Raw genomic sequence first — 12,118 nt, 5'->3', positions numbered from 1 at the left:
CAGCGTGAGGAGGCAATCGGTGGTGTATCTGCGGGCGGCGATGCTGCTGCTGGTCCTCCTGTGCTGCGCGTTGCCCGCTGCGGCACAGCCGGTGCCTCCGAGCCCGCGGCAGGTGACGGTGTTCGATGGCCTGCCGTCCAATACCGTCAACCGCATGGCCGAGGATCGCTACGGTTACCTGTGGATCGCCACCAACGATGGCCTGGCCCGCTATGACGGCCGCACCTACCGCGTGTGGCGTTCCGAGGATGGACTGCGTGACAACCGCATCTGGACGGTGCTGGTCGATGCCCGCAACCAGTTGTGGATAGGCACCGAGAACGCCGGCCTGGTGCGCATGTCGGCCGACCGCCGCCAGTTGCACTTCTACGACCGCAGCAGCCAGCCGTTGATGGGTACCAACACGGTCTGGAGCCTGGCCAGCACGCCTGATGGCTCGATCTGGTTCGGTACCCACGAAGGCGGCCTGTACCGCCTGGACAGCCAGGATCGCCTGCAGCGCTTCCTGCCCGAGCCGAACAATCCGCGCAGCCTGCCTTCGTCGTCGGTGCCCTACCTGGCCACGCTGGCCGATGGCAGCCTGTGGATCGGCACCAAGCATGGCGTGGCGCGCTGGACCGGGACCGACTTCGAGCGTGTCGGTACGGACATCATCCCCAGCCTTCTGATCAACGGACTGACCGCCGAACCGGATGGCAGCCTGTGGATCAGCACGATGGCCGGCGCCACCGTGCGCCGCCCGGATGGCCGCTTCGAAGCCCCCCCGTGGAAGCTGCCGCCGGGCGAGCAGGTGCTGGGCATGATGCTGCGCGACGAGCAGGGCGGGCACTGGCTGGATACACGCACCGGGCTGGGGCGTGCGGTCGATGGCCAGTACCAGACCGTGCCGCTGTACAGCGCGATCGCGCGCGGTCCGGTACGGCCGAACTGGACCGGTGCCTACGAGGACCGCGAAGGTGGCATCTGGTTGGCCAGCACCAATGCCGGGCTGTGGCACCTGCTGCCACGCTGGTGGCAGTTCTCGGTGCTGTCGCGCCTGGAGGACGACCCCAGCTCGCTGCGCAATGCGCTCGTGCTGGGTACCAGCCCCTCCAGCAACGGCGGCGTCTGGACGGTGGGCAGCCATGGCGCGCTGGACCGCTTCGATCCGAAGACCGGCAGGATCGAGCAGCATCGCACCTGGGTCAACGGCATGCACTGGTTGACCTCGGTGCGTGAGGACCGGCGTGGCCAGGTCTGGATTGGATCGACCGATGCGCTGGTGCGCTACGACCCGCAACGGCGCGAACTGCGTCGTTGGGGCCGTGATGCCGGTGCAGATGCGGCGATGGAAGGGGTGGTCGAAGCGATGATGACCTGCGACGGCGACAGCCTCTGGTTGATGCTGCCCGCAGGCGTGCAGCAGCGCGATCTCGACGGCCACGTGCGGCGCCAGCTGGACAATGGCCAGCGCGGCCTGCAGCAGGGCCAGCTCAACCTCGATGTGGAATGCGGTCCGCAGGACCACATCTGGCTGGCCAGCAGCCGTGGCCTGTTGCAGTGGCTGCCGGAAAGCGAGCGCTTCCAGCCGGTGCCGGGTGCGCCGGCAACGGCGATCCATGCGTTGCATGTGGGCCGTGACGGCCAGGTCTGGTTGTCCGAGGATGGTCGCCTGTCCCGTTACCGCTGGAGCCAGGGACGCCTGGAACGGCAGGCGGTGGTCGGTGCCGAACAGGGCTATCCGGCGATCTCCGCCTCCGGCCTGGTGGTGGATGCGCAGGGCGTGGCCTGGGCGACCAGCGCACGCGGCCTGGTACGTGTCAGTGCCGATGGGCAGAGCGTGCGCCTGTACGGCGTGCACGACGGCCTGCCAAGCCAGGAATTCCGCGAGCACACCTTGATCGCAGCGGCCGATGGCCATCTGGTGGCCGGAACGGCAGCGGGCGCGGTGGTGTTCGACCCGGAGCAGGTACGGCCTTCGGTCCGTCGCGCCCCGCTGGTGATCGAGCGGGTGGAAGTGCGCCGCAACGAGCAGGTGCTGGACATGACCCACGATGCGCCGTTGCAGATCGCCGATGGCGACCGCGACCTGCGCATCGTCGCGCGATTGCTGTCCTTCGCCGACTCGGCGTCCAATACGTACCGCTACCGCCTGGCCGGCTACGACCCCGATTGGGTCGAAGTCGGCCCGGCCGGCGAGCGCCTGTTCTCGCGCCTGGCGCCGGGCAGCTACCGGCTGGAAGTACAGGCCCGGTCGGCCGACCATGTGTGGTCGCGGGTGCAGAGCCTGGAATTCCGCGTGCAGCCGCCGTGGTGGCGCAGCCTGTCCGGCCTGCTGGTGCTGGCGTCGGTCGGGTTGCTGCTGACCAGCTGGTTTGCCTGGCTGTACCGACGCCGCCTGCAGCGGCGGCACGCCTACCAGCTGGCGCTGCACAAGCAGGAACTGGCCGAGCAGGCGTCGGCGGCCAAGACCCGCTTCCTGGCCAACCTTGGCCATGAGATCCGCACGCCGATGACCGGCGTGCTGGGCATGAGCGAGCTGCTGCTTGCCTCGCCACTGGACCCGCAGCAGCGTGGCTACACGCAGTCGATCCGGCATGCTGGCGAGCACCTGCTGCACCTGGTCAACGATGCGCTGGACCTGGCGCGGATCGAGTCCGGGCGCCTGGAACTGCAGTCGCAGTCGTTTGCGTTGAATGGCCTGTTGCAGGATCTGGCGGCGCTGATGGGCCCGCTGGCTGCACAGAAGGGCCTGCGCTTCGTCCTCGACAACCAGCTGCCTGCGGGCCTGCAGGCGACCGGTGATGCCATGCGCGTGCGGCAGATCCTGCTCAACCTGCTGTCGAACGCAGTGAAATTCACCAGCCGCGGCACTATCACCCTGCATGCACGTTGCGATGGCGAGCTGCGTGCGCTGCACTTCGAGGTGCGCGATACCGGCCCGGGCATCAGCCAGGAACAACAGCAGCGCCTGTTCCGCCGCTTCGAGCAGGCCGATGGTGCACGAACCGCCGCGCAGTACGGTGGCAGTGGCCTCGGTCTGGCGATCTGCCGCGAGCTGGCGCATGCGATGCAGGGGCGGATCCAGGTGGAGAGCCAGCTGGGCCGGGGCACCTGTTTCGGCGTGACCTTGCCGTTGCCGCTGGTGGTGAACAGCGATGCCGAGGCATCGGCCGAGGGGCATCGCGACGAAGCGGCGAACATGCCGCCGCTGCGGGTGCTGCTGGTCGAGGACGATGCCACCGTGGCCGACGTGGTGCGTGGCCTGTTGAGCGCACGCGGCCACGAGGTGGTGCATGCCGGCCATGCGCTGGCGGCGCTGCGCGAGATCAGTGCCGGCGATTTCGACGTCGGCCTGCTGGATCTGGACCTGCCGGGCCTGAGTGGTTTCGAGCTGGCCCAGCACCTGCGCAACCAGGGCTACATGCTGCCGCTGCTGGCAGTGACGGCGCGGACCGATCCGGACCTGCAGCAGCAGGTGGAAGCAGCCGGCATTGGCGGCTTCCTGCGCAAGCCGGTGACTGGTGAGCTGTTGGTGGAAGCGATCGCCAGGGCCACGGGTAGGTAGGTTCTGCAGGGCCTGTGGACCCACCCCGCCTTCGACAGAATTCTGCGAGCTGTTGAAATGGCGTGGGGTCAGATCCGTTTCCCGTAGGAAAACGGATCTGACCCCAGATCGATTTCGATATCTGACAGATGTGTCGACCAAGGTCGACACCTACCAAGAGCCGCCGGAATCCGTCAGAGGTGGGGCGGTGTCGCAGTGCGGGGTGTCAGCCGCATGGATGCGGCTGACAAGCCTACAGGGACGTACTTGCGGCGTCCCCGCACTGCGACACCGCCCCGCCAACCCACGGAATGCCGCTTTGGCTGTTGCTGTTGCCGGCCAGCGGCCGGCACTACCGCGGGTGCAGGGCCGCAGGCCCTGCCGAACCATCCTCACTCCGCGACGTGCTCGACCTGCCGCGGTTCGGGCTTGGTGTCAGGCAGCTGCCAGAAGATCATCGTCGAGGTCAGGGTGATCGCGCCCACGCACAGGAATGTGGCATGCAGCGCGGCGGTCGCGCTGTTGCTGTCCAGGTGATTGCCGAACGCGGCCAGCAGGCTGCCGGCCGCCGCAGCGCCGAAACCGGCGGCCAGCATCATCACCATCGACAGCAGGCTGTTGCCGGAACTGGCGAATTCGCGGTCAAGGTCGCGCAGCGTCACGGTGTTCATCACGGTGAACTGCAGTGAATTGACCGCGCCGAAGAACGCAAGCTGCACCAGGCGCCAGGCCAGGTGCTGGCCAGGTGTCATCAGGATGAAGCTGGCCATTGCCAGCCCCACCAGCACGGTGTTGGTCATCAGCACGCGGCGGTAGCCGTAACGTTCGACCAGCTTCACTGCCAGTTTCTTCGACACCATGCCAGCCGCCGCTACGGGCACCATCATCAGGCCGGCGTTCATCGGGCCGAGGCCGAGGCCGACCTGCAGCAGCAGCGGGATCAGCATCGGCATGGCACTGCTGCCGATGCGTGAGAACAGGTTGCCGAGGATGCCGATGCGGTAGCTGGGTACGCGGAACAGGGCCAGCGAGAACAAGGGTGCGGTGGAATTGGCGGCATGCAGCCAGTAGCCCACCAGCGCAGCCAGGCCCGCGACCGTCATCAGCATCACCAGCGCGTGTGGGGTGCCGAGTCCGGAGATGCCGTCCAAGGCCAGCGACAGCACCACCATCGCAAAGGCCAGCATGATGTAGCCGCGCAGGTCGAAACGGGTGCGATGGCTGGCGTAATGGTCGGGCATGATCTTCATCGCGGCGATGAAACCGATCACGCCGATCGGCAGGTTGATCAGGAACACCCAGTGCCATGAGGCGATCTCGACCAGCCAGCCGCCCAGCGTCGGGCCGATCAGCGGGCCGACCAGCGCGGGGATGGCGATGAAGCTCATCGCGCGCAGGAAATCCTCGCGCGGCACCGAGCGCATCACCGCCAGCCGACCGACCGGCAGCAGCATCGCACCGCCGATGCCCTGCAGCACGCGCGCGCCGACCAGCTGGTGCAGGTGCTGGGCCAACGCGCAGGCCAGCGAGCCGAGGGTGAACAGGATGATCGCCACCAGGAAGGTGCGCCGGGTGCCATAGCGGTCGGCGATCCAGCCCGAGGCGGGAATGAAGGTGGCGACCGCCAGCGCATAGCTGAACACCACCGACTGCATCTGCAGCGGGCTCTCGCCCAGGCTGGCCGCCATCGCTGGCAGCGCCGTGTTGACGATGGTCGAGTCCAGCATCTGCATGAAGATCGCCAGGGACACCAGCCACAGCAGGGGACGCTGGCGGTTGTAGGTCGATGGCGATGTGGACATGGGGTGTGGCCGGTGCAGCGTGGGGGCCGCCATGATCGCGCACTGCGGGTCACGGCGCGATCAACATCGCGCCGTGATGGCATGCGGAATGCTCAGCGTTGGCTGTGCGCGTGCACCGCGTCGACCAGGACCTGCACATGCGCCGGGTCCATGTCCGGCGACATGCCGTGGCCGAGGTTGAACACATGGCCTTCGCGCGAGCCGCCGTTGCCGGCGGCATAGGTGTCGAGCACGCGCGCTGCGGCCGTGGCGATCGCATCCGGCGAGGCGTACAGCGTGGTCGGGTCGAGGTTGCCCTGCAGCGCGACGCGACCACCGGTGCGGCGCATTGCTTCGTCCAGGTCCAGCGTCCAGTCCAGGCCAAGTGCATCGGCGCCGGTCTGCGACAGTGCTTCCAGGTGCAGGCCGGTGCCCTTGCCGAACAGGATCAGCGGCGTGCGCTCGCTGCCTTCGCCGCGATCCAGGCCCTGTGCAATCCGCTGCAGGTAACGCAGCGAGAACTCGCGGTACATCGCCGGGGACAGCACGCCACCCCAGGTGTCGAACACCTGCAGCGCCTGCGCACCGGCCGCGCGTTGCGCACCGAGGTAGGCGATCACCGCTTCGGTGGTGACCTCCAGCAGGCGGTGCAGCGCCTGCGGATGGTTCAGCGCCATCGCCTTGATGCGTGCGAAATCCTTGCTGCCGCCGCCTTCCACCATGTAGCAGGCCAGCGTCCAGGGGCTGCCGGAGAAGCCGATCAGCGGCACCTGGCCGTCCAGCTCGCGGCGGATCAGGCGTACCGCATCCATCACGTAGCCCAGGTCCTGCTCCATGTCCGGCACCGCCAGCTTGGCGATGGCCGCTTCATCACGCACCGGATGGCGGAACTTCGGGCCTTCGCCTTCGACGAAGTACAGCTCCAGGCCCATCGCATCGGGAATGGTGAGGATGTCCGAGAACAGGATGGCTGCGTCCAGGGGGAACCGGCGCAGCGGCTGCAGGGTGACTTCGCAGGCGATCTCCGGGGTCTTGGCCATGGCCAGGAAGCTACCGGCCTTGGCCCGGGTCGCGCGGTATTCCGGCAGGTAGCGGCCGGCCTGGCGCATCAGCCAGACGGGGGTGCAGTCCACCGGTTCGCGGCGCAGGGCGCGCAGCAGGCGATCGTTGCGGAGAGGGCTGGTCACGATGGGCATTCCTTGGACGGGAGGAGCAGCGGCGTCAGTCGCCGTGCGAAAGGATCTGGAAGCCGCGATGCAGTTCGGCATCGCGGGCCTTCTCGAAGGCGTGGCGGGCGTCGTCGGCCTGCAGGAACAGCTCGCGCCGCAGCTGCGAGCGGCTGCCGACGCGGCCGCTCTCGCGCAGCAGCTCCCAGCCGCCGAACAGGTCCGGCTGCAGGCTCAGGCGCAGGAAACGCGGTGCCTGCGCACCGGCGTCGGGATGTTGCAGGTAGACGTGCATGGCGCCGATTGTAGCGGGGCAGGGGTGACCCCTGCCGCAACGTGGTAGTGCCGGCCGCTGGCCGGCAACTTCATGCGTGGAGGAGCCGGCCAGCGGCCGGCTCTACCTGGCTGACAGCACCTTCAGTACCGCCGCCTCATCGACGTCCGGCACCACTTCGGCGCGGCCCATGCCGCGCCACAGCACCAGGCGCAGGCGGCCGGCCACGTTCTTCTTGTCCAGGCGCATGCGGCCGAGCAGGGCCTGCGGGTCCAGCCCGGCCGGGATCGCCACCGGCAGGCCGAGGCGTTCCAACAGTGCCTGCAGGCGAGCGCGGTCGGCATCGTCGGCCAGGCCGAGGTCGGTGGACAGCTTCGCCGCCAGCACCATGCCCACCGCCACCGCCTCGCCATGGTTCAGCGCATCGCGGCCTGGAGCCGAGTAGCCCTGCTCGGTTTCGATGGCATGGCCGAAGGTATGCCCGAGGTTGAGCAGGGCACGTTCGCCCTTCTCGAACGGATCGCGCTCGACGATGGCGGCCTTGTGCCGGCAGCTGCGCGCGATGGCTTCGGAAAGCACGTGGTCTTCACCGGCGACCAGCGCATCGGCATGCTGCTGCAGCCATTCGAAGAACACCGCGTCGCCCAGCGCACCGTACTTCACCACTTCGGCCAGGCCTGCACGCAGTTCGCGCGGCGGCAGGGTGGCCAGCACGCGGGTATCTGCGATGACCGCACGCGGCGGATGGAAGGCGCCGACCAGGTTCTTGCCGGCCGGGATGTCGACGGCGGTCTTGCCGCCCACCGACGAATCGACCATCGCCAGCAGGGTGGTCGGCAGCTGCACGCAGTCCACGCCGCGCATCCAGCAGGCGGCGGCAAATCCGGCAAGGTCACCGACCACGCCGCCGCCGAGGGCGAAGACACAGGCGTCGCGCGTGGCGCCGAGCGCCGCAAGCGCTTCGATCGCGCGGCCGAATTCGGCCAGCGTCTTGGAGGCCTCACCGGCGGCCAGCACGTGCTCGCCGATGATCAGGTCGGGGCGCGCGGCCAGCAGGGTCTGCTTCACCGGTGCCAGATAGCGCGGGGCGACTTCGCTGTCGCTGAGCAGCAGCACGTGGCGGCCGCGAACGTGCGCGGCCAGTGCAGCGCCATCGGCCTGGGCACCGGCGCCGATGGTGATGGTGTAGGGGCGGTCGCCGCCAACGGCGACCTGCAGCAGGGCGGGGGAAGTCATGCAGTCAGGTCCTGGCGCTGCCATTGCGTGGCCAGCTTGACCACCAGCTGGGCAGTCGCATCGGCAGCGGTGTACGGGTCGGTATCGAGGGTGAGGTCGGCCAGTTCGCGGTATAGCGGGTCGCGGTGTGCGGCCAGGTCGTGCAGCACCTGCTCGCGGTCCGGGCGTTGCAGCAGCGGCCGGCCCTTGTCGCGGGCCAGGCGTTCCAGCTGCGCGGTCACGCTGACCCGCAGGTAGACCACGAAGCCGCGGCGGGCGATCAGTGCACGGTTGTCGGGGTCCAGCACCGCGCCGCCGCCGGTGGAGACCAGCTGGCCGCGGCCTTCCAGCACACGGGCCAGGGCCTCGCGTTCATGGTTGCGGAAACCGGCTTCGCCGGCGTGCTCGAAGATGGTCGGGATGCTGGCACCGGCGGCATCGACGATGGCCTGGTCGACATCGACGAAGTCCAGCGTGAAGCGCTCGGCCAAGCGGCGGCCGATGCAGGTTTTGCCGGCGCCCATCGGGCCGATCAGGATCAGGTTCGGAGCAGGATTCATGCCCTCTGATGCTAACACCTCCGTGCCCTGGCCTTTACGTTCTTCACGTCAGGGTAGGCGTTCCAGCGGGGTCTCCCGCGCCAGCCGGAGTACAGGCCATGACGGTCGCCAAGGTCATCGAAATCACCGCCTCCTCGCCGAAGAGCGTGGAGGACGCCGTGCGCAGTGGGCTGAAGAAGGTCTCCGAGACGGTCAAGGGCATCCAGGGCGCCTGGGTGAACGAGACCAAGGTGGTCACCAATGGCAGCGGCGAGATCACCGAATGGCGGGTCAACCTGCGGGTGACCTTCCTGGTGGAATAGGCGTGCTCAGCGCACGTCCTGCACTTGGCGCTGGCCGTCCAGTACCACCACGTGGTCGGCGAGGGCGGGCAGGGTGTGCAGTGCCTGCCGACTGACCCGCTCGTAGTACTGCACGAAGCGCTCCAGCTGTGGCCGGCTCATGCCGTGCCGGCCCGGCTGCGCGGCTTGCAGGTTCTGCTCCTGCTGCCAGCGCCAGCGCGGTACCACCGAAAAATCCGGCGGATGAAGGAACCATAGCCGGTCGCAGCGCTGCCACAGCGCCGGGTAGTCGCGGGCCAGCGCCTGGTTGCACCAGCGCCGCCAGCGGCCATCGGCGTCGGCCTCGCGCTCCAGCGCGTTCAACGGGCTGTCCAGCGCGTTGTCATCCTGCGCGGGCGTGCCCAGAAACCAGCCTTCGAACACCAGCAGGTCCAGCGGTTGGTGCAGGCGCGGCCATTGCGCTTCGGGCAGGCGTTCGTCGGCCAGCTTGTCGAAACGCGGCATCGCGAAGGGCTGGCGCGCGGCCACCGCATCCAGCACTGCGTGGGCCAGCGGCAGGTCATGGGTTCCCGGCGGGCCCCGGGTGATCAGCAGTGGATGCACCTGGCGGGCCAGCCGCTGCCGCTGTGCGCGGGTCAGGTAGACATCATCAATGGACAGCGTGGCGGCGTTCAGGCCGCGTGCCTGGGCGCGGGCCACGACCTGCGCGGCCAGCGTCGATTTGCCGCTCCCCTGCAGGCCGCTGATCGCCAATACTGGAACCGCTGCGCCACTGCCCAGTGCGTCGTCCAGCACCTGTTCGGCCAATGTTTCGGGGAATCCTTTCACCTGGGGCATATACGCAGCAGCGGCCATGCAGCCACAATAGCCCAATCCGTGTGAGAAGAACGCAATCATGAGCGACCTGTACGCCGAAGCCCTGTCCACGTTTGCCAGCCTGTTCGAAGAGGCCAGGCAGAGCCGCGAGGTCGAGCCGAACGCCATGACCGTGGCCACCGCCGATACGCACGGCCGTCCGTCGGCGCGCACCGTGCTGCTGAAGGCGTTCGATGAGCGTGGCTTCGTGTTCTACACCCACCTGGACAGCCACAAGGGCCGGGAGCTGCAGGCCAATCCGCAGGCTGCACTGCTGTTCCTGTGGCGCAGCCTGCGCGAGGCCGGCATCCAGGTGCGCATCGAGGGTCGCGTCGAGCAGGTGGCCGATGCCGAGGCCGACGCCTATTTCGCCAGCCGCCCGCGGATGAGCCAGATCGGCGCCTGGGCTTCGCAGCAGTCGAAGACGCTGGCCACGCGCGAGGAATTCGACGCGCGCGTGGCCGAGGTCGAAGCCCGCTTCGAGGGCCAGGACGTGCCGCGCCCGGACGGCTGGAGCGGCCTGCGCGTGGTGCCTGACCGCATCGAGTTCTGGTACGGCGCGCAGTTCCGCCTGCACGAGCGCTGGTGCTATGAAGCCGGTGCTGAAGGGCGCTGGAGCAAGCGACTGCTGTATCCGTAAGTCAGGGCGGTGCCGGGGCTGCTGTAGAGCCGAGCCCATGCTCGGCTGTTGTCCCTGCAGAAGCAGCCGAGCATGGGCTCGGCTCTACAGACCCTCCGCGCGCAGCCAGCGCCATAGCGTGGTGCGTGATACGCCCAGCGCCTGTGCCATGCCCTCGCGGTCATTGCGATGTTCCTGCAGCAATGCTTCCAGCTGCGCACGCGGCGGGCGTTTGCCGTTGCTTTCCAGCGGCAGTGCCGCCGCGCCTTCGCTTGCCAGCTCGGGCGCAAGCTGCAGCAGTCGCGAAGCATCAATAGGCCCTTCAGCCGGCTGCCAGTGGATGCGTAGTCGATCCACCAGATTGCGCAGTTCGCGCACGTTTCCCGGCCACTCGGCCGCGCTCAGCAACGCCAGTGCATCCTCATCCAATGGCGCGTCGATGCCACGCAGCTGGCGGAAGAAGTGCTGTGCCAGCAGCGGGATGTCACTGCGCCGCGCACGCAGCGGGGGCAGGGCGATGCGTAGCGCGGCCAGCCGGTAATACAGGTCGCGACGGAAGCTGCCGGTCGCCGCGCGCTGCTCCAGCGACTGCAGGGTGGCGGCCACCACGCGCAGGTCGACTGCGGTCGGTTCGGTAGCGCCGACACGCAGCACCTCGCGTTCTTCCAGCACGCGCAGCAGGCGGGTCTGCAACGGCAGCGGCAGTTCGCCGATCTCATCCAGGAACAACGTACCGCCATCGGCGGCCTCGACCAGGCCCACGCGACCACCGCGCCGTGCACCAGTGAAGGCACCATCGCTGTAGCCAAACAGTTCGGCTTCCAGCAGTGATTCGCTGATGGCGCCGCAATTCAGCGCCACGAAGCGCCCGCGACGGCCGCTGGCGGCGTGCAGTTGACGCGCTACCAGTTCCTTGCCGGTGCCGGTTTCGCCGGTGACCAGCACCGTGCTGTCGTGCGGTGCGTAGAGCGCGATCTGTGCGCGCACCTGGGCCATCGCTTGGCTGTCGCCGAGCAGTTCATGCGTGTCGGCACGCGCTGCCGGGCGCCGGCGCGGGGCGGCTCGGTTGCCGCTGGAGCGGGCCAGCGCCTGGGTCAGCTCCAGCGCATGTTCAAACGCCTGCCGCACCGAGTCGGCCGAATAGAGCAGTACCCCCGGCAGGCCGGCCTGCTCGGCATGGTCGATGGCCATGCCGGTGCCGACGATGACCTCGATGCCGTTGGCGCGCAGGTCGGCGATGCAGTCGCGCGCATCCTCGCGGGTGACGAAGCGGCGGTGCTCGATATCCAGGCCGAAACTCTGCTGGAAGTTGCTGAACGCCGGTACGTCGCTGGCGTGGGTGACCAGGCCGATGCGGCTGGCGATGCGGCGGGCACGGGCCAACGCTTCCATCAGGTCGAAGCCATTGGCCTGGATCGGCACCAGTGGCAGCTCCAGCCGACCGCGCAGCCAGGCCGCGTTGGAGCCGCCGGCGATGACCACGTCGCAATGCTCGCGGCGCAGGCGTTGACCGATCACATCCACCGCTTCCTCGAAACCTAGGTTGATCTGCTCGATGCGCGCGCGTCGATCGAATTCGGGAATGACATCGCCGAGCAGGCCGGTCAGGCGCGAGACGCTGACCGTCCAGATCACCGGGCGACCGGGGTCGGTGTCGGCGTGGCGCAGGGGTGAGCGGGGCAGGTACATGGCGGCTGGAGGTCGACGTGATGTTTCATGATACATCCGTTTCAGTGTTTCATACGTTTCACTATTGCGTGGCGGTCATCCCCGTGAAATCAACGGCTTGCAGCTTGGCATGGTGCTTGCGCCTACCTATCCGTTCTCCAACCTGGATTGCC

General features: G+C 68.2%; 10 protein-coding genes. 3 read left to right on the top strand and 7 right to left on the bottom strand.

Features of this window, described 5'->3' with window-relative positions:
- Positions 1-19: 19 nt before the first annotated feature.
- The gene (locus tag ACS0OT_RS14985; RefSeq protein WP_065178207.1) at positions 20-3,547 is read left to right on the top strand and encodes a hybrid sensor histidine kinase/response regulator; all 3,528 of its coding nucleotides are present in this window, start codon (positions 20-22) and stop codon (positions 3,545-3,547) included.
- Between the two features lie 371 nt (positions 3,548-3,918).
- Here the strand turns inward: ACS0OT_RS14985 and mdtD are convergent, their stop codons facing one another.
- From mdtD to ACS0OT_RS14960, 5 genes are all read right to left on the bottom strand, one after another.
- The gene (gene mdtD / locus ACS0OT_RS14980) at positions 3,919-5,328 is read right to left on the bottom strand and encodes a multidrug transporter subunit MdtD (protein WP_005418383.1); all 1,410 of its coding nucleotides are present in this window, start codon (positions 5,326-5,328) and stop codon (positions 3,919-3,921) included.
- A gap of 92 nt (positions 5,329-5,420) precedes the next feature.
- Positions 5,421-6,503, bottom strand: coding sequence for a uroporphyrinogen decarboxylase (gene hemE, locus ACS0OT_RS14975; RefSeq protein WP_032954409.1), 1,083 nt, complete (start codon positions 6,501-6,503; stop codon positions 5,421-5,423).
- 25 nt (positions 6,504-6,528) lie between these two features.
- Positions 6,529-6,768 (bottom strand): WGR domain-containing protein, encoded by a 240-nt coding sequence (locus ACS0OT_RS14970; RefSeq protein ID WP_053498927.1) that lies wholly within the window; start codon positions 6,766-6,768, stop codon positions 6,529-6,531.
- A 102-nt stretch (positions 6,769-6,870) separates the two neighbouring features.
- Complete coding sequence (gene aroB, locus ACS0OT_RS14965) at positions 6,871-7,983, bottom strand: 3-dehydroquinate synthase (protein ID WP_005418377.1); 1,113 nt, start codon at positions 7,981-7,983, stop codon at positions 6,871-6,873.
- The gene (locus ACS0OT_RS14960; RefSeq protein WP_005418375.1) at positions 7,980-8,522 is read right to left on the bottom strand and encodes a shikimate kinase; all 543 of its coding nucleotides are present in this window, start codon (positions 8,520-8,522) and stop codon (positions 7,980-7,982) included. Before ACS0OT_RS14960 ends, aroB begins: the two co-directional genes overlap by 4 nt.
- Before the next feature lie 98 nt (positions 8,523-8,620).
- On the opposite strand from ACS0OT_RS14960, the gene ACS0OT_RS14955 reads away from it, so the two are divergent.
- Entirely contained in the window at positions 8,621-8,824 is a 204-nt protein-coding gene (locus ACS0OT_RS14955) for a dodecin family protein (protein WP_005410663.1), read from the top strand.
- A gap of 6 nt (positions 8,825-8,830) precedes the next feature.
- Here the strand turns inward: ACS0OT_RS14955 and ACS0OT_RS14950 are convergent, their stop codons facing one another.
- On the bottom strand, positions 8,831-9,658 hold the full coding sequence (locus ACS0OT_RS14950; protein WP_139727511.1) for a kinase: 828 nt from the start codon (positions 9,656-9,658) through the stop codon (positions 8,831-8,833).
- 40 nt (positions 9,659-9,698) lie between these two features.
- Here ACS0OT_RS14950 and pdxH point away from each other — a divergent pair, with 40 nt between their 5' ends.
- Positions 9,699-10,298, top strand: a complete 600-nt coding sequence (pdxH, locus tag ACS0OT_RS14945) for a pyridoxamine 5'-phosphate oxidase (RefSeq protein ID WP_065178210.1) — start codon at positions 9,699-9,701, stop codon at positions 10,296-10,298.
- A gap of 84 nt (positions 10,299-10,382) precedes the next feature.
- On the opposite strand, the gene prpR is transcribed toward pdxH, so the two are convergent.
- Positions 10,383-11,966 carry a propionate catabolism operon regulatory protein PrpR gene (prpR, locus tag ACS0OT_RS14940; RefSeq protein ID WP_139727509.1) on the bottom strand — a complete coding sequence of 528 codons (1,584 nt, stop codon included), beginning with the start codon at positions 11,964-11,966 and terminating at the stop codon, positions 10,383-10,385.
- Positions 11,967-12,118 lie beyond the last annotated feature (152 nt).

This window comes from Stenotrophomonas maltophilia group sp. RY12688, from assembly GCF_052149045.1.
Taxonomy (GTDB): Bacteria; Pseudomonadota; Gammaproteobacteria; order Xanthomonadales; family Xanthomonadaceae; genus Stenotrophomonas; species Stenotrophomonas sepilia.
This window is presented reverse-complemented; position numbering and strand designations above follow the sequence as displayed.